Source organism: Citromicrobium bathyomarinum (assembly GCA_001306305.2).
GTDB lineage: Bacteria > Pseudomonadota > Alphaproteobacteria > Sphingomonadales > Sphingomonadaceae > Alteriqipengyuania > Alteriqipengyuania bathyomarina.
On sequence record CP155577.1, the window covers coordinates 254,032 to 271,235 of the forward strand.

At 66.1% G+C, this 17,204-nt stretch carries 13 protein-coding genes; 10 read left to right on the forward strand and 3 right to left on the reverse strand.

The features are described 5' to 3' along the window. Positions 1 to 100: 100 nt before the first annotated feature. Positions 101 to 2,347 (reverse strand): DUF305 domain-containing protein, encoded by a 2,247-nt coding sequence (locus VO57_001245; protein ID XBL69992.1) that lies wholly within the window; start codon positions 2,345 to 2,347, stop codon positions 101 to 103. Here VO57_001245 and VO57_001250 point away from each other — a divergent pair. Continuing rightward, positions 2,340 to 2,885, forward strand: coding sequence for a host attachment protein (locus VO57_001250; protein ID XBL69993.1), 546 nt, complete (start codon positions 2,340 to 2,342; stop codon positions 2,883 to 2,885). The genes VO57_001245 and VO57_001250 overlap by 8 nt on opposite strands. A gap of 144 nt (positions 2,886 to 3,029) precedes the next feature. Beyond that, the gene (locus tag VO57_001255) at positions 3,030 to 4,088 is read left to right on the forward strand and encodes a serine hydrolase (protein XBL69994.1); all 1,059 of its coding nucleotides are present in this window, start codon (positions 3,030 to 3,032) and stop codon (positions 4,086 to 4,088) included. Between the two features lie 74 nt (positions 4,089 to 4,162). Here the strand turns inward: VO57_001255 and VO57_001260 are convergent, their stop codons facing one another. Next, positions 4,163 to 4,435, reverse strand: coding sequence for a hypothetical protein (locus tag VO57_001260; GenBank protein ID XBL69995.1), 273 nt, complete (start codon positions 4,433 to 4,435; stop codon positions 4,163 to 4,165). 227 nt (positions 4,436 to 4,662) lie between these two features. On the opposite strand from VO57_001260, the gene polA reads away from it, so the two are divergent. The 4 genes from polA to VO57_001280 all read left to right on the forward strand — a co-directional run bounded on the left by polA (position 4,663) and on the right by VO57_001280 (position 11,185). Then, positions 4,663 to 7,530: a DNA polymerase I gene (polA, locus tag VO57_001265; GenBank protein XBL69996.1), complete on the forward strand. Its 2,868-nt coding sequence runs from the start codon at positions 4,663 to 4,665 to the stop codon at positions 7,528 to 7,530. A gap of 41 nt (positions 7,531 to 7,571) precedes the next feature. Beyond that, positions 7,572 to 8,876, forward strand: coding sequence for a CHASE3 domain-containing protein (locus tag VO57_001270; GenBank protein XBL69997.1), 1,305 nt, complete (start codon positions 7,572 to 7,574; stop codon positions 8,874 to 8,876). A gap of 3 nt (positions 8,877 to 8,879) precedes the next feature. Beyond that, positions 8,880 to 9,968 (forward strand): mechanosensitive ion channel domain-containing protein, encoded by a 1,089-nt coding sequence (locus VO57_001275; protein ID XBL69998.1) that lies wholly within the window; start codon positions 8,880 to 8,882, stop codon positions 9,966 to 9,968. Positions 9,969 to 10,045: 77 nt separating this feature from the next. Further along, on the forward strand, positions 10,046 to 11,185 hold the full coding sequence (locus VO57_001280) for an aspartyl protease family protein (GenBank protein XBL69999.1): 1,140 nt from the start codon (positions 10,046 to 10,048) through the stop codon (positions 11,183 to 11,185). 24 nt (positions 11,186 to 11,209) lie between these two features. Here VO57_001280 and VO57_001285 read toward each other — a convergent pair whose 3' ends face one another. Then, positions 11,210 to 13,519 carry a CDC48 family AAA ATPase gene (locus tag VO57_001285; protein ID XBL70000.1) on the reverse strand — a complete coding sequence of 770 codons (2,310 nt, stop codon included), beginning with the start codon at positions 13,517 to 13,519 and terminating at the stop codon, positions 11,210 to 11,212. A 429-nt stretch (positions 13,520 to 13,948) separates the two neighbouring features. On the opposite strand from VO57_001285, the gene VO57_001290 reads away from it, so the two are divergent. From VO57_001290 to VO57_001305, 4 genes are read left to right on the forward strand one after another with little or no spacing between them, the layout of a single operon-like run. Next, complete coding sequence (locus VO57_001290) at positions 13,949 to 14,662, forward strand: CoA transferase subunit A (GenBank protein ID XBL70001.1); 714 nt, start codon at positions 13,949 to 13,951, stop codon at positions 14,660 to 14,662. 13 nt (positions 14,663 to 14,675) lie between these two features. Further along, positions 14,676 to 15,626 carry a hypothetical protein gene (locus VO57_001295; GenBank protein XBL70002.1) on the forward strand — a complete coding sequence of 317 codons (951 nt, stop codon included), beginning with the start codon at positions 14,676 to 14,678 and terminating at the stop codon, positions 15,624 to 15,626. Between the two features lie 4 nt (positions 15,627 to 15,630). Next, the gene (locus tag VO57_001300) at positions 15,631 to 16,296 is read left to right on the forward strand and encodes a CoA transferase subunit B (protein ID XBL70003.1); all 666 of its coding nucleotides are present in this window, start codon (positions 15,631 to 15,633) and stop codon (positions 16,294 to 16,296) included. Then, complete coding sequence (locus tag VO57_001305; protein ID XBL70004.1) at positions 16,296 to 17,174, forward strand: alpha/beta hydrolase; 879 nt, start codon at positions 16,296 to 16,298, stop codon at positions 17,172 to 17,174. Before VO57_001300 ends, VO57_001305 begins: the two co-directional genes overlap by 1 nt. The last annotated feature ends 30 nt before the right edge of the window (positions 17,175 to 17,204 follow it).

The window sequence follows — 17,204 nt, forward strand, 5'->3', positions numbered from 1 at the left end:
CCCCAACCACGCCTGCCGTTACGGCAAAGAAAAGGCCCCGTCGGAGCGATCCGGCGGGGCTTTTTCGTGGCGGCTTGCGCGCGGTGGGAATGCCCGGCGGCTACCCGCCCTTGCGGCTCGCCTCCGCTGCCGCGAGCACGTCCTCTGGCCAGGTCACCTGCGTCTGCGTCTGTGGGTTGAACACATCGCCCGGGTACTGCGCCGCCTCGGCTGCCGCGATTTCCTCCGCGGTCAGGAATTCGCTCGGCTCGAGCGCGAAAACGTCGAGCCCGCGGGCGATCTCGGTCGCGTAGATGCGGCCGTTGTACCAGTAGGCACTCCAGTAGCCGCCGGTGATCAGCTGCTCCGCATCCACCGGGCCGCGATCGAAATACGCGATCTCGACCGGGTTCTGCGCATCGGTGAAGTCGATCACGCTGATCCCGCCCTGATACCACGCCTGCACGAAGATATCGCGGCCCGGCACCGGGATGATCGAGCCGTTGTGCGCGACGCAGTTTTCCTTGTCGCTCTGCGGGGCGGGCAGTTTGTAGAGGCTGTCGAAGCTCAGCTTGCCGTCCTTGAGCGAATAGATCGCGTCGGCGCCCCAGTTGCGCGGATCGCCCGCCTGGCAGCGCGGTCGCCCGCCGCCGCCCCATTCATCGGTGAACAGCACCTTGGTGCCGTCGTTGTTGAAGGTGGCCGAGTGCCAGTAGGCAAAGCCCTTGTCCGTCACATCGTCGATCCGCACCGGCTTGAGCGGGTCGGAGATGTCGAGGATGATGCCATTGCCCGAGCATGCGCCCGCGGCGATGTTCTTGGCCGGGAACACGGTGATGTCGTGGCACTGGTTCGTAACGTAAGTGTCCTGCGTCGGCTCGCCCGCCTCGGTCATCCCGTGGTCGCCGCCGCGCCACAGGCCGGCGATCTGGCCGTCCTTGGCGAAGACGCGCGGGGAATCGACGATCCGCGATTTCGCCGGGTCGGCCAGCGGGATCTCGATCACGTCGATGCTGAACAGCGCGGTTTCGTCACCCGCCGTGTCGAAGCAGCCCGCCAGCTCCGCGTCGTCCCGGACATAGCTGGTGCCCGAGTTGTAGACCACGATCCGGCGATCATCCGCCGCGACGACGGAGTGCGTGTGGCTGCCCCGGCAGGTCTGCACCAGCCCCACCTGACGCGGATTTGTGATGTCGGAGATGTCGAAGATGCGCAGGCCGCGGAAGCGATCCTCGCTCACCCGGCCCTCGACCCCCTGCAGCCCGCAATCCTTGCGCGCGCGGCTGTCCTGCACGCTCATGATAAGAATATCGCCGACGATGCTGACATCGCCCTGCCCGCCCGGGCACACCACCGAGGTGACGAGGTTCGGCACCCCGTCCTCGCCCAGCCGGTAGGCATTCCACCCGTGATAGCTGCCCGCGACCAGCAGATCGCCCGAGAACGCCATGTCGGTATTGGCGAAGCTGAGCAGCGATCCGCGCTGGCCGAAGCGGTCTTCGCTCTCCTCGTCCTCATCGCGCGGATCGGCCTTGGTCGCATCGACCAGCTCTGCCTCTTCCTCGTCGTCCTCGATCCGCGGTTGCAGCTGCGCGGGGTTGGCAGGATCGAAGAACCCGGTCGGCTTGGGCATTGCGGTAACGATACGCAGGTTGGAAATCGCCTCGCCCGCATCGCGGAACCCCGGGGCGAGACCCGCGCGCGGATCGGTGGAGAGTTTGGCGCCGACCGCATTCATCCGGTCGATCTCGCCCTGCTGTTCGACTTTGATGTCGTTGACGAATTCGAACATCACCGGGTCGTAGGCGGTGCCCGGCTGGTTGAGCAGATCGTCGACCATGCGGATCGCGCCCTGATGGTGGCGGATCATCAGTTCGAGGAACAGCGCGTCGAATGCAGTGCCTTGCAGCGAGGCAAGGCGCTTCATCTGGTCCGGCGTGGCCATGCCCATCGCGGCCATATGCTCGGCATGGGTCATCCCGTCCATATTGGCGGCGGTGTGTTGCATCGTTGCAGGCAGCCCGCGCGAGGACAGCCAGTCACGCATGAAGGCGATCTCGTCGCCCTGCCCAGCGTCGATCCGGCCCGCGATCTTGACGATGTCCGGGTTGCTGGTGCGCCCATCGACCAGCTGGGTCATTTCGGTCGCCTGCTGGTGGTGCGGGATCATCATCTGCATGAAGCGCGCATCGGCGGGGGCGAAGTTCGTCCCGGCAAGCTTGCTCGCGTCCTCTGCCTTGAGCGACCTGTTCTCCTGTCCCGGCGCGCCCGGCTGGATAATCGGCGCATCCTGCGCCGCGAGCGGAACCGCCATCGTCGTGGCCAGAGCAATAAGGCTGGCGGCGGTCGCCATGGTGCGGATGGTCATGCTGGTATCTCCCCTGTTCGAGCGCGAACTTACCGCTTTTGCCCTTCATGAAAAGGCGGATCTCATGCCATTTACCCGCAACGATCCGCGCGCTGGCGTGTTGGTGGATGGAAAGGAGAGAATTGCCACTATGAAACTACCCCACAACGCCCATGTCGCCGTCGTCGACGGCAACCGCTTCATGCTCCTCCGGAACACCGGCAAGCCGTTCGAGCCGACATTGGAGAAGGTCGACCAGCCCGAACTCGATCCGAGCAATTTCAGCGCGGGCGTGCGCCACCAGGACGATGCCAGCCAGCGCAGCGGCGCGACCGATCTGAACGAGCTGGCCCATGGCGCGGCGGTCAGCGAATGGCTCAACGCAAAGGCCGTCTCGGGCGACCTGAAAGAGCTGATGGTGATGGCCGATCCCAAAACTCTCGGCGAGATGCGCCGCCACTATCATTCGGAACTGGAACGCATTCTGGTCGGCGAGATCGACAAGACCGTAACCGGCGAACCGCTTGAAAAGATCGCGAAAGTGATCGCCGAAAGCTGATCGAACGCGATTGGTTTCACGCTTTACCGCAGGATTGGCATGATCGACCGTGCCAATCCTGCGCAAGTGGCACTTTGGGCTTGAGCGCCCGTTAAGTGCGCGCATTAATGCTCTGCACACGAGTCACGGGCTATGGGGCAGAGCATGCTTAGGAAACTTGGGTCGACATTTGCACTGGCACTGGCAGCGGGCGCACTGGCGCAGGCACCAGCTGCCGCGCAGGACGCACAAAGTGCCTCGCTCGACGCGCAGGTTTCGCTCGAATCGCAATTCGACAGCATGCTGGGCACCGAGCTTCGGGCCCCCAAAACTTTCGAAGCAGTCTACGATTCCTCGTTCGAACGCCAGGTTGCCGCCCTTGCCGACGGCTCTCAGGGCCGGATCGGCGTCTACGCAGTCGATCTGACCACCGGCGCAGAGGTCGGCGTGCTTGCCGATCAGCGTTTCCCGATGGCCAGCACCAGCAAGGTTGCGATCGCGGCGACCTTCCTCGCTGGGGTCGACCAGGGCCGCTGGAGCCTGTCGAGCGAGTTCGAACTGCCCGGTCGCGGAACCTATATTTCCGCGCGCGAGCACCTCAATCTGATGATTACCCGCAGCTGCAATGATTGCACCGACGCGCTGCTGAACGCCGTGGGCGGCCCGCAAGCGGTCAATGCGTGGATGCGCAGCGCGGGAATTCTCGATTTCCAGCTGACCCGCAACATCGCCGCGCTGGTGCGCGAGGATGGGCGGACCGACCCCGCGACCGAGATCGATCTGCGCGACAGCGCGACCCCGCGCGCGATGGGCCAGCTGCTCGCCGGGATCTATCAGGGCCGGTGGCTCAGCCCCTCGTCCCGGCAGGTGCTGATGAACGCAATGGGCGACACGGTAACCGGCAAGCGGCGGATGACCTCGGCCCTGCCGATGAGCGCCAATCTGGCGCATAAGACCGGCACGCTGAGCCGGACCGCCAGCGATATCGGCATTTTCTACACGCCCGACGGCCGCCCGATCGCAGCCGCGATCTACGTCACCGGGCAGAGCGCCTCGATGGCGGTCGAAAACGGCAGCCGTGCGGAGAAGCTTAACGCGCGCCGCCTGCGGGACGAACGGATCGCCTCGATCACCAGCGCGCTGTACAATGGCTTCGGGCAGCAGCGCGAGCCGACCGACGGCCGGGTCTGGGCCACCGCCAATTACGGCGCCGGCGGCCAGTAAGTTTCATTTTCTTCGGACAAAAAAAGGGCGGCACCGAGAGGCGCCGCCCTTCTTTTTTCGCTGAAACGCTGGCCTTAGTCGGCAGCGGCTTCGGTTTCGGTTTCGCCCTGGATGTCGGCTTCCGCTTCGGTCGCTTCGTTTTCAGCAGCGTCGGTCGCGTTGTCGATGGCTTCGCCGGTGTCGTTGGCGGCGTCTTCGATGCCTTCGCCCATGGCGTCGACATTGGCTTCGGTGTCGGCAGCGGCGTTTTCGACGGTGTCGCCAGCGGCGTCTTCAGTGCTTTCCGAGCAAGCGGCGAGGCCGAGAGCGGAAACGGCGATGGCCGAAGCGAGAACGATCTTGCGCATAATCTGTAATCCTTTTCCAGATGGATCCTGCCGCGGTCTGAGCGCGGAGAGGATGAAACCTCCGGGTTCCGGCGGCTTCTGATTCGTAGATAGTGGCAAGAATGTGGCGGGGCAAGCCCAATTTCGCCACAAACTGTGACAAGCGCCTTTTTCCGGCCATTTTTCTGGGAATAATTTGCCGTGCGTAAGCTGCTGACGCCCTCTCGCCACACTGCTAGCAGGGAGGCATGGCCGACAAGCAGCACCTCTATCTCGTCGACGGTTCGGCGTATATCTTCCGCGCGTATCACCGCCTGCCCCCGCTGACCAATCCGGAGGGGACACCGGTGGGCGCGGTCTATGGCTACACCACCATGCTGTGGAAGCTGGCCGAGGATCTCGACAAGGCCGAGGGGCCAACGCACCTGGCGGTGGTGCTCGACAAGTCGAGCCAGAGCTTCCGCAACGAGATTTACGACCAGTACAAGGCCAACCGGCCCGATCCGCCGGAAGACCTCGTCCCGCAATTTCCTCTGATCCGCGACGCCACCCGCGCGTTCAGCCTGCCGATGATCGAGGAACCCGGCGTCGAGGCGGACGACATGATCGCCTCCTACGCCCGCGCCGCGGCAGCGCAGGGCTGGGACGTCACCATCGTCTCGTCCGACAAGGACCTGATGCAGCTGGTCGGCACCAGCGAGCAGGGCGGCACGATCGATATGCTCGATACGATGAAGAGCGCGCGGATCGGCCCCGCCGAGGTCGAAGAGAAGTTCGGCGTCGCGCCCGAACTGGTGGGCGACGTCCTCGCGCTGATGGGCGATTCGGTCGACAACATCCCCGGCATTTTCGGAGTCGGCCCCAAGACCGCGACCAAGCTGATCCAGGATCACGGATCGCTCACCGCCGCGCTCGACGCGGCTCCCGAGATGAAGAAGAGCAAGCTCAAGGAACGCCTGCTCGAACATCGGGCCGATGCCGAACTCAGCCGCATTCTGGTCACGCTGAAGGAAGATTGCGAGCTGCCGATCGCGATCGACGATATGAAGCTGGGCAAGATCCCGCCCGAACCGCTCGCCGCCTTCCTCACCCAACACGGCTTCGGCAGCCTGCTGAGGCGGCTGGAGGGCGGAAATGGCGGCCCCGGCCCGAAGACCCAGCTGCACCCCGCCAAGCCGCAGAACCCGGGCGAGGCGCATGCGCCGCAGGGCAACAGCCAGCCGCTGTCCGAGATGCCCGCGATCGACCGCAGCGCCTACGAGTGCGTGCAGAGTGTAGAGCAGCTCGACGAATGGATCGAGAAGGCCTTCGCCGCGCGGCTGGTGGCGGTCGATACCGAAACCAGCGCGCTCGACGCGATGCAGGCGGATCTGGTCGGCGTCAGCCTCGCCATCGGGCCCAACCAGGCCTGCTACATCCCGCTGGGCCATTTCAACGAAGGCGGCGGCGGGGACGACATGTTCGCCGAGAAGCCGCAGCAGATCGAGACCGAAGTGGCGCTCGCGAAGCTCAAGCCGCTGCTCGAAAGCGATGCGGTCGTCAAGGTCGGGCAGAACATCAAGTACGATCTCAACGTGCTCGCTCGGCATGGCATCGCGGTGGCGCCGATCGAAGACACGATGATCGTCAGCTTCGCGCTGGATGCAGGGCGCTCGCAGGACGGCATCGGCGGCGGCCACGGGATGGACGAGCTGGCGCAGCGCCATCTCGGCCATACCTGCCTGACCTTCAAGGAAATCTGCGGCACCGGCAAGAAGGCGATCCCCTTCGGCGAAGTGCCGATCGATCGCGCGACCGAATACGCGGCGGAAGATGCCGACGTCACCTCGCGGCTCTACACGCACCTCAAACCGCGGCTGGCGGTCGAGGGCGGCACACGCATCTACGAGCGGGTCGATCGCCCGCTGATCCCGGTGGTCGCCGGGATGGAGCGGCACGGGATCAAGGTCGACCGCCAGCAGCTCGCCGCTCTGTCGGAGCGGTTTGCGCGGGAAACCGCCCGTCTCGAAGGCGAGATCCATGAAATCGCCGGGCAGGAATTCACCGTCGGCAGCCCCAAGCAGCTGGGCGACATCCTGTTCGATAAGATGGGGTACAAGGGCGGCAAGAAGGGCAAGAGCGGGCAATACTCGACCGACCAGTCCGTTCTGGAGAAGCTGGACGCGACCGGCGCGCCGATCGCCACGAAAGTTCTCGAATGGCGCCAGCTCGCCAAACTCAAGTCGACCTATACCGACGCGTTGCAGCAGGCGATCAACCCGAAAACCAACCGCGTGCACACCAGCTACAGCCTAGTCGGCGCGCAGACCGGCCGCCTGTCGAGCACCGATCCCAACCTGCAAAACATTCCGATCCGCACCGAGATCGGCCGCGAGATCCGGCAGGCCTTCGTCGCCGACGAGGGCAACGTGCTGCTCGCCGCCGACTATTCGCAGATCGAACTGCGGCTGGCCGCGCACATGGCCGATGTGGCCCCCTTGCGTGAAGCCTTTGCCGCGGGCGAGGATATCCACGCGCGCACCGCGCAGGAGATGTTCGGCAGCGTCGACCGCGATACCCGGGCGCGCGCCAAGACGATCAACTTCGCGATCCTCTACGGCATTTCGCGCTGGGGCCTCGCCGGGCGGCTGGGGATCGAGGCGGACGAGGCGCAGGACCTGATCGACATCTACTTCGCCCGCTTTCCCGGCATCCAGCGCTATATCGTCAACACGATGGAGACCGTGCGCGAGTGCGGCTATTCGCAAACCCTGTTCGGCCGCAAAACGTGGTTCCCGCGGATCAATTCCAAGAACCAGGCGGAACGGCAGGGGAGCGAGCGTGCCGCGGTCAACGCGCCGATCCAGGGCACCAGTGCGGACATCATCAAGCGCGCCATGGCCCGCATGGGTCCCGCGCTCGCCGAAGCGGGCCTGAAGCCCGATGCGCCCGACGGGGTGCGGATGCTGCTGCAGGTGCATGACGAACTGGTGTTCGAAATGCCCGAAGGACTGGTCGAGCAGGCCAAACCGGTCATCCGGTCGGTCATGGCCGACGCCGCCGGCCCGGCGGTCGAGCTCAGCGTGCCGCTGGGGGTCGAGATCGGCACCGGGAAAAACTGGGACGACGCGCATTGACCGGGTCGTCCCCCTCATCATCCCGGGTCGCGCTCTTTCGCGTGTTTATCCGCCGGTGGTTCAACTGGCTGGTGCTGGGCGCAATGGCGGGCGCGATCCTGGGCGCGGTGCTGCTGCTGCTGTCGACGGGCGCGGCCGAGCGTGCCGAGCGCAATCAGGTCGAGCGGCTGGGCGACGTGCTGCTGATGCTCGACCGGATCGAACGCGCCGCCCTGTCCGCCGAAAGCGCGCAGCGCGGTTATTACATCACGCTCGATACGCGCTATCTCAAGCCTTACCGGACCTCGCGGCGCGATGCCGAGACGGCGATGGAGAGGCTCGCACGGTCGATCAACACCCGGATGACCGACGAACAGCGTGCCGAGTTCGTCGCGATCGAGGATGCCCTGAACGACAAGTTCGCCGAGCTCGACCAGACCATCGGGCAGGTCGAACGCGGCCAGCTGCGCGACGCGCGACGCCAGATCCTTGAGGGTGAGGGCTATGATGCGATGCAGCGCCTGACCGCCGCGATCGACCGGCTGGCGCAGATCGAGAACCGTCTGCTGGATGAACAGAGCGCGCGTGCTCAGGCCGCCGAAGCGCGCATCCTGCCGCTGCTGGGCCTGCTGCTGCTGCTGCTGGTGAGCGCGATCGTGCTCGGCGCGGTGCTGGTCGCACGGACCGCGCAAGCCGAGACCGAGGCGGCGCAGGCGCGCGAGCTGGAGGTTGCGCGCGACCGGGCGAACCTGCTGGCGCAGGAGCTCAACCACCGGGTCAAGAACCTGTTCGCGATGGTCCTCGCGATCATCCAGATGAGCGCGCGCGAAGCGAGTGATGTGACTGCCTACAAGGACCGGATCAGCGCACGGATCCACGCGCTGCTGACCGCGCACGAGGTCACGCAGGGCCACGGCACCGCCGCCGACCGGCTCAACCGGCAGGGCGGCGCATCGCTGCGCGCGCTGGTAGAGGCGACCGTCGAGCCGCACGTGTCGCAGGACAAGCGGCTGGTGCTGGAAGGCGATGATGTCGCAATCGACCGGGTGCAGGTCACCCCGCTGGGGCTGGTGCTGCACGAGCTGGCGACCAATGCGGTGAAATATGGCTGCTGGCGTGATGCCGGCGAGCTGACCGTGCGCTGGACGCGCAAGGGCAACCTGCTCCATCTCGACTGGCAGGAGGACTGGGATACGGCAGACCAGCAGGAAGGTGAACAGCCCGCGCAGAGCCAGGGCGGCTTCGGCAGCACGCTGATGATCGGGGCCGCACGCCAGATGGGCGGCGAGATCGAGCGGACCTTCGGCCCGCGCGGCGTTACGGTCAGCATCGCGTTTCCCGCGCAGCCCGGCAAAGCGGCGGCCTGACCGATGTCGATCCTTGTCTCCATCGCCATGCCCGACCTGCGCAGCTGGGCGGTGCCGGTCGAAGACATCGCCATCGCTGCGGCCATCCTCGGCGTGTGCGTGATCGTCGCGGTGGCGGCCCATCGGCTCGCCTTCGGCATCATCCGCAAGGCGACCGCGCATGGTCCGGCGCGCCACGGCCAGCCGGTGGTCGAGGCGATCCGCGCACCGGCGCTATGGCTGGCCGTGACCATCGCGATATCTGCGGCGGCGGAGCGGGCCGACGTGATCCGCCCGGCGTGGGATGCGCTGTCGGATTTCGTCGCGCCGGTGATCCTGGGCTGGCTGGTGCTGGCCTTCGTGACCGGCTGGGCCACCGCGCACGAACGGCGGATGGAACGCCGGCTCGACCCGATCCACATGCGCAGCCGCAAGACGCGGATCGAGATTTTCCGCCGCACCGCGTCGAGCCTGATCATCGTCATCACCATCGCGCTGGTGCTGGTGAACATCCCCGGCGTGCGGCAGGTCGGCGTCACACTGATGGCCTCGGCCGGCCTCGCCGCGCTGGCGATCGGTGCCGCCGCGCAGCCGGCGCTCAAATCCCTCATCGCCGGCATCCAGATGGCGCTGACCGAACCGATCCGGATCGGCGACATGGTGGTGGTCGACGGGGTGACCGGCCGGGTCGAGGAAATCCGCATGACCTTCGTCATGGTCCGCGTGTGGGACGAGCGCGTGCTGGTGGTGCCGACAGGCAAGTTCTTCGAGGAGAGCTTCGAGAACTGGTCACGCTCCGCCGACCGGCTGACCGGCGTCGTAATGCTGCACCTCGATCCGATCGCGGATGTCGCGCCGATCCGGCAGGCATTTCTCGATTTCCTGAAGGATCATCCGCAGTGGGACGAGCGCGATGCCGCCGCGCTGGTGACCGACGCCTACCCAGAAAGCATCGCGCTGCGTCTGTCGATGACCGGGGCGACGATCGGCGATGTGTGGGATCTGCGCTGCGCGGTGCGTGAATACATGCTGCAATGGCTGCGCGAGAACCAGCCGGTCGCACTGATCCGCCACCGGCTGGAGGTCGAGGCCGCGAACGAACGGGGCGGCTAGACGCGCGTTCACTGTCCCGTCACATCTTCGGCCTAAATTGGCGAAAGCCCTTACAAACCAGCCAGTTGGGATCACCCATGATCGCACGTCGCAGCTTCCTTGCCACCACCGCTGCGATGGGGGCGGTTGCGCTCTCCCCAGCCCGGCTGCTGGCCCAATCGAACACCATCACCATTCCCATCCGGCTGACCGACAAGCGCGTGCTGATCGACTGCCTGCTCAACGGGCAGGGGCCGTGGCCGCTGGTCGTCGATACCGGAGGGTCGGTCGGCCTGATGGAGCAGGCGATGGTGGATCGGCTGGGCCTCAAGACAGTGGGCAAGAGCCCGCTCGGCCTGATTGGCGCGCACCGGGTGTACGATATGGTGCTGGTGGACGAGCTTTCGCTGGGCGGCGTGGTGCGCCAGGCCGGCGCGCTTTTCGCCGCGACCGACCACGTCAATTTCATTGAGGATGCAGTCGGATCGCTCGCCGCCGGGGTGGTCACCACCATGGACAGCGAACTGGATTTCGGTGCGTCGCAATTGCGGCTCTATCCCTCCGGAGCGCCCGACCGCAGCGGCTGGACCCGGGTCGAAGATGCCTTCGTGCTGGAAGGCAACCGCTATGGCTCCAGCTGGATGTTCGCGCCGGTCACCATCGGGGGCCAAGCCTTCCCCATCGGCCTCGACACCGGCTCGCCGACCGAATTGCGGTTGAGCGGCGAGGCTCTGGAGAAAAGCGGCTTGTGGGATTCGCCCCGCTGGACACCCGGATCGCCCGACGGGAAAGCCCGCATTGTGCGGTTACCCGAGGTCGGATTTGGCGGCACGGTCCTGACCGGGCTGATCGCAACGCTCACACCCAAAAGCCCGTGGACGTATTTCGAACACGGACTGGTCGGCCTGCCAATCCTGCGCCGGTTCGATATCGCCACCCGGCCGGCGACGAAAGAGCTGTTCCTGCGCCGCAACACCCTGCCCGCACCCGCACCGGAGTATAACCGGGCGGGCATGTGGATCGATCGAGCCGGCAAGGACGTAAAGGTGGCGGTGGTCGGCCCCGGCAGCCCTGCGGCGGTCGCGGGGATCGTGCCGGGAGACCGGCTGGTCGGGGCCGATTTCCAGGGTCTGATCGCAGCCATGCAGGGGCCCGCCGGAACGGTCCTGCCGCTGGAGGTCAGGCCGAAGACGGGCGGCACCCGCCGGATCGACCTGACCCTCGCTGACTTTCTCTAGCCGCCGGGCGTATTCCCCCGGCGATCAGTCGCCGTGCTTAGATTGGCGGGTCGATTCCACCATGCCTTCGGTGATGAAGCCGATCGGCATGGGCTCCGCCGCGCGCTTCTTCAGCTCGCCGCGCATCTTCCTGTATTCGTCCTCCATCTTGGCGGTGACCGACGCGCGGCTGTCCTTCAGCGCCTCGGTGAAGTCGGCCATGGTGACCTCCTGCACGTCCGCGCCCGCACGATGCAGCGCGACCAGCCCGGCGCGGCGGACCACGTCCTCCAGATCGGCCCCGGTGAAACGCTCGGTGTCCTCGGCGATCTTCGACAGGCTGACATCGTCGGCCAGCGGCATGTTGCCGGTATGGATGCCGAGGATCTGCTCGCGCCCCTTCACATCGGGCGTGCCGACGTAGACCAGCTCGTCGAACCGGCCGGGCCGCAGCAATGCAGGATCGACCAGCGTGGGGCGGTTGGTCGCCCCGATCACCACGACAGACTGAAGCTCTTCCAGCCCGTCCATCTCGGCAAGGATCGTGTTCACCACTCGCCCGGTCACCTGCGGTTCCATGCTGCCTGACCCGCGCGCAGGGACCAGAGAGTCGATCTCGTCGATGAAGATCACACACGGGGAGACCGCACGCGCACGGCGGAACATCTTGGCGATCTGCTGCTCGCTCTCGCCGTACCATTTGGACAGCAGGTCGGAGCTCTTCATCGAGATGAAGTTGGCATCGGCCTCCTTCGCGACCGCCTTGGCCAGCTGGGTCTTGCCGGTGCCCGGCGGGCCATAGAGCAGGAAGCCCTTGGCCGCGCGGATGCCGAGGCGGTGGAACGCCTCGCGGTTCTTGATCGGAAGCTCGATCCCTTCCTTCAGCTTCTCGATCGCGTCGTCGATCCCGCCCAGATCGCTCCAGCTGACATCGGGCACCTGGACCATCACCTCGCGCATCGCGGAAGGCTGGACGCGCTTGAGCGCGGACAGGAAATCGTCGCGCCCGACATGCAGGCCTTCGAGCACTTCGGGAGGAATCGTCTGCGCATCGAGGTCGATCTGCGGCATGATCCGGCGGACCGCGTCGATCGCCGCCTCGCGCGCAAGCGCGGCGATATCCGCGCCGACGAAGCCGTGGGTGACGCGCGCCAGCTCCTTGAGGTCGACGCCCTCGCCCAGCGGCATCCCGCGGGTGTGAATGGCGAGGATTTCGCGCCGCCCGGTCTCGTCCGGCACGCCGATCACGATTTCGCGGTCGAACCGGCCCGGACGGCGCAGCGCCTCGTCGATCGCATCGGGACGGTTGGTCGCCGCGATGACCACGATATTGGCCCGCGACTCAAGCCCGTCCATCAGCGTGAGCAGCTGCGCGACGAGGCGCTTTTCCGCCTCGCCCGGCACGCTGTCGCGCTTGGGAGCAATCGAGTCGATCTCATCGATGAAGATGATCGCGGGGGCCGCCTGGTTGGCGTTCTCGAACACCTCGCGCAGGCGCTTTTCCGATTCGCCGTAGCCCGAACCCATGATCTCGGGCCCGTTGATGGCGAAGAACTCGGCATCGCTTTCATTGGCGACGGCCTGCGCCAGCCGCGTCTTGCCGGTCCCGGGCGGGCCATGCAGCAGCACGCCCTTGGGCGGATCGACACCCAGCCGGGTGAACAGCTCCGGATAGCGCAGCGGCAGCTCCACCATTTCGCGCAGCTGCTGGATCGTCTCCGAAATCCCGCCGACATCGTCGTAGTTGACCACGGAGCGGCCCGCCTTGGGCTCTTCGAAATCGGGCCGCAGCTCGATCTCGGTATTCTCGTCGATATGGACGATGCCCTTGGGCGCGGTGCTGATCACGCGCAGGCGGATCTGGGTGAGCGCATAGGCGGGCGCGTTGAACATGCGCTGCACTTCGGGCGGCATGTTCTGGACCGGCTGCTGCCCGGTGGTGGCGACCAGATCGCCGCTGACGATCGGCTTGCGGAAGAAGTTGCGCTTGAGCGCCTGGGTCGGCCCTTGCAGCCGCATCTCGCGGCTTGCGGGCGCGAACACCACGCGGGTCGCGGGGCGCGATTGCGCGGCCTCGATCTTCACGTGCTCGCCCGATCCGACCTCGGCATTGGCGCGCTGCAGACCGTCGAGGCGGACGACCGCAAGCGCCTGATCCTCGTCATGCGCGGCGATCACGATCGCGGCGGTCGAGCGCTTGCCCGACAGCTGAACCACGTCGCCCTCGGTCACGCCGAGCGTCTGCATCGCGCTGCGCGGCAGGCGTGCAACGCCGCGGCCGCTCTCTTCCTGGCGGGCCGCAGCCACCTGAAGGCGGACGATTCTTTCTTCGGTGGCGGTTTCGCTGTCGGCCATGTGTGCGGTTTCTCCCGGTTGTCGCCCATATCGGGGGGTATGGCGACCCTACATAAGTTGCGCTGCGGCTTATGGAATGGGCGAGCACGCGCTTGGGTCCGCACGACGCTGCGATTCGGCAGGCCGCGGCGGATTGCAGGCAAGAAAAAACCCGGCTGGCGAACCAGCCGGGTATGAAGTTTGGGAGAGGATGCCTGAAAGGCTCCATTGTTCTGCCGCAACGCAGTATATTTCGCAAGTGCGAAAAAGACATCGGGCATTGCAAAAGTTGCAATTCTCTTATGGTACTGATTTTAGGTCATTTTCATCTTCTCACGCCCGTTTCCGCCCTGCTGCGCCGCACCATTTTGCGTTTTGCGCACGGGATGACAAGGCACGCGCGAAGCCTTAAACCCTCCCCAAGCCTCACCCCAGACCTGCCGGAGTCCCATGCAGAAACTCTACCCCGATGCCGCCGCCGCACTCGACGGCGTGCTCAAGGACGACATGCTGATCGCCAGCGGAGGTTTCGGCCTTTGCGGCATCCCCGAAAGACTGCTCGACGCGATTCGCGACAGCGGGGTGAAGAACCTCACCTTCGCCAGCAACAATGCCGGGATCGATAATGAAGGGATCGGCAAGCTGCTGCGCACCAAGCAGGTGAAGAAGATGATCAGCAGCTATGTGGGCGAAAACAAGGAGTTCGAACGCCAGTTCCTCTCCGGCGAGCTCGAGGTCGAGTTCTGCCCTCAGGGCACGCTGGCTGAGCGGATGCGCGCAGGCGGCGCAGGCATTCCGGGCTTCTACACCAAGACCGGCGTCGGCACCCAGGTGGCCGAAGGCAAGGAGGTGAAGCAGTTCGACCGTGGCGAAGGGCCGGAGGATTACATTCTCGAACACGGGATCTTCGCCGACCTCGCCATCGTGAAAGCGTGGAAGGCGGACGAGACGGGCAATGTCGTGTTCCGCAAGACCGCGCGCAATTTCAACGTGCCCGCCGCCACCTGCGGCAAGGTGTGCGTGGTCGAGGTTGAGGAAATCGTGCCGACCGGCTCGCTCGATCCCGATTGCATCCACCTGCCCGGCGTGTTCGTGCAGCGGATGATCGTGGGCGCGCCCTACGACAAGAAGATCGAATTCCGCACCGTGCGCGAGGCGGCCTGACCGCCTCACTGCGATGAAACGCCTGCTCGCCCCGCTCCTGCTGTTTGCCATCGCACCCGGCCTGTCGGGCTGCGTTGCCGCCGCTGCGCCGATCGCGGCGGGGCTGCTGCTGGGCAAGCGCATGACCGACGACAAGCCCAGCGGCTATGATCGCCCCGGTGTGCAGAGCGCTAGCGCAAAAAGCGAGATCGAGGACGAGAATGTGGCGATGGCGGCACTGCCCGCTCCGTCCAGCGCCGCTCGCCCCGGCACAGGCTCGCCGACGGAAGGGGCAGGCCCCGGCCAAACCGAGACAAGCAGCGCGACCCTGACCAACCTTACCGCGCTGCCTCCACCCAGCGGCGCGCCGGGCGAATCGGCGACGGGCGGCTTCGAAGGCCTGTTCGCCGCCGCCACGGCAGTCGCCCAGCGCGATCCTTACGCGACCGAGCCGCGCCTGTCCGCGCTGCTCGCCGAGCCGGGCCAACTGAAGCCCGAACGTGCGCCCTGCGCCTTCGCACAGACCGCGGTTCTGGTCGATCTGGACCCCGGTGACGGCGAGGCCCCGCTGACCGACGATATCGCCGCCCCCAACGGGCTGGTCCGCGTGCTCGCCGCGCTGCGTGCGCAGGAAGTCGCGGTTCTGTGGCTCTCGCGCCATACCGCCGATCGCGCGGGCGCGGTCCGCAAGGCGCTGCTGCGCACCGGGCTCGACCCGCGGGGCGAGGACGAACTCTACCTCGTGCGCTACGAGAACGAGAGCAAGGATTCGCGCCGCCAGGATGCCAGCGGCGATTATTGCATCGTCGCGATCCTGGGCGACCAGAAGCGCGATTTCGATTCGCTGTTCGGATATCTCAAGAACCCGGACGATGCCTTCGCGCTCGATCCGCTGATCGGCGAGGCGTGGTTCCTCGGCCCGGCTCCGATCACCGCTGCGATCAGCGCACCCATCACCGCCCAGACACCTCCTTCACAAGGCTAGAGACATGACCGAGCAGACCCCCGGCTGGACCCGCGACGAAATGGCTGCGCGCGCCGCGCGCGAGCTTCAGGATGGCTATTACGTCAACCTGGGCATCGGCATCCCCACGCTGGTCGCCAACCACATCCCGGAAGGCATGCACGTGACGCTGCAGAGCGAGAACGGCATGCTCGGCATCGGTCCCTTCCCGCTGGAAGGCGAGGAAGACGCGGACCTGATCAACGCGGGCAAGCAGACCATCAGCGAGCTGGATCACTCCGCCTATTTCGACAGCGCGACCAGCTTTGCGATGATCCGCGGCGGGCATATCGACCTGACCGTGCTGGGCGCGATGGAAGTGGCCGAGAACGGCGACATCGCCAACTGGATGATTCCCGGCAAGATGATCAAGGGCATGGGCGGCGCGATGGATCTGGTCGCGGGGGTCAAGAAGATCATCGTGGTGATGGACCACACCAGCAAGCACGGCGACCCCAAGTTCATCCCCGAATGCAGCCTGCCGCTGACCGGTACCAATGTGGTCGACATGATCATCACCAACCTCGGCGTGTTCCAGCGGCCCGACCACGACAGCGCGTTCCGCCTGATCGAGCTGGCACCGGGCGTGACCGAAGACGATATCGCGAAGAGCACGACGGCGAACTACGAGGTCGCGCTAGAAACCGCGTGATGAAGTGGTGGATCGCGGGGCTGGCGCTGTCGGCCGTGCTGGCGCTGGGCGTGGCCATCGCGCTGACCTCGCCCCCGAAGCTGCTTTCGATCATCGATCGGATTTCTGGCGGGGGCACCGGCACGCATCGCGCGGGCACGGCGATCCCCTTCGGCAATCATGAGCAGACGCTCGACGTGTGGGTGCCCGACGCGGCGAGCGAGACACCGCGCCCGGTGATCGTGTTCTTCTACGGCGGCGGCTGGGTGAAGGGCGATCGCGATGCCTATGCCTTTGCCGGGCGCGCACTCGCTAGCCGCGGCTTCGTGGTGGTCATCCCCGATTATCGCAAGGTGCCGCAGGTGCGCTTCCCGGCCTTCGTCGAGGACGGGGCCGAGGCGGTGCGCTGGACTCGCGACAATATCGCCCGCTTCGGCGGCGATCCCGGCCGGATCGCACTCGCGGGCCATTCGGCGGGCGCGCACACCGCAGTCACGCTGGCGCTGGACCCGCGCTGGCTGAAAGCTGCCGGTGTGGCGCCCGATACCGTGAAGGCCGCGATCGGCCTGTCCGGCCCTTACGACTTCTACCCCTTCGACAAGAAGCGCTCGATCGACGCGATGTCGCACTGGCCGAGCCCGCGCGACACGCAGCCCATCGAATGGGCGCGCGCCGATGCACCGCCGCTGCTGCTGATCACGTCAAGCAAGGACACCGTGGTTCGCCCCTACAACACGGAGAACCTCGCGGCGAAGCTGCGCGACCTCGGCGCGCCGGTGCGCACGGAGAACTACGAGGACCTGAGCCACGAGGATGTGGTCGTGGCGCTATCCAAGCCGTTTCGCAGCAAAGCCCCGGTGCTCGACCGCAGCGTGACCTTCCTCGACCAAGCGATGTGATCCGCCCGGCTTGACCTCGCCACCGCGCTG

What these genes read in the sequence shown, in the direction of transcription:
- VO57_001250 (XBL69993.1), top strand. Translation starts at nt 2,340, where the DNA reads ATGGTCATGCTGGTATCTCCCCTGTTCGAGCGCGAACTTACCGCTTTT.
- VO57_001245 (XBL69992.1), bottom strand. Translation starts at nt 2,347, where the DNA reads ATGACCATCCGCACCATGGCGACCGCCGCCAGCCTTATTGCTCTGGCC.
- VO57_001255 (XBL69994.1), top strand. Translation starts at nt 3,030, where the DNA reads ATGCTTAGGAAACTTGGGTCGACATTTGCACTGGCACTGGCAGCGGGC.
- VO57_001260 (XBL69995.1), bottom strand. Translation starts at nt 4,435, where the DNA reads ATGCGCAAGATCGTTCTCGCTTCGGCCATCGCCGTTTCCGCTCTCGGC.
- polA (XBL69996.1), top strand. Translation starts at nt 4,663, where the DNA reads ATGGCCGACAAGCAGCACCTCTATCTCGTCGACGGTTCGGCGTATATC.
- VO57_001275 (XBL69998.1), top strand. Translation starts at nt 8,880, where the DNA reads ATGTCGATCCTTGTCTCCATCGCCATGCCCGACCTGCGCAGCTGGGCG.
- VO57_001280 (XBL69999.1), top strand. Translation starts at nt 10,046, where the DNA reads ATGATCGCACGTCGCAGCTTCCTTGCCACCACCGCTGCGATGGGGGCG.
- VO57_001285 (XBL70000.1), bottom strand. Translation starts at nt 13,519, where the DNA reads ATGGCCGACAGCGAAACCGCCACCGAAGAAAGAATCGTCCGCCTTCAG.
- VO57_001290 (XBL70001.1), top strand. Translation starts at nt 13,949, where the DNA reads ATGCAGAAACTCTACCCCGATGCCGCCGCCGCACTCGACGGCGTGCTC.
- VO57_001295 (XBL70002.1), top strand. Translation starts at nt 14,676, where the DNA reads ATGAAACGCCTGCTCGCCCCGCTCCTGCTGTTTGCCATCGCACCCGGC.
- VO57_001300 (XBL70003.1), top strand. Translation starts at nt 15,631, where the DNA reads ATGACCGAGCAGACCCCCGGCTGGACCCGCGACGAAATGGCTGCGCGC.
- VO57_001305 (XBL70004.1), top strand. Translation starts at nt 16,296, where the DNA reads ATGAAGTGGTGGATCGCGGGGCTGGCGCTGTCGGCCGTGCTGGCGCTG.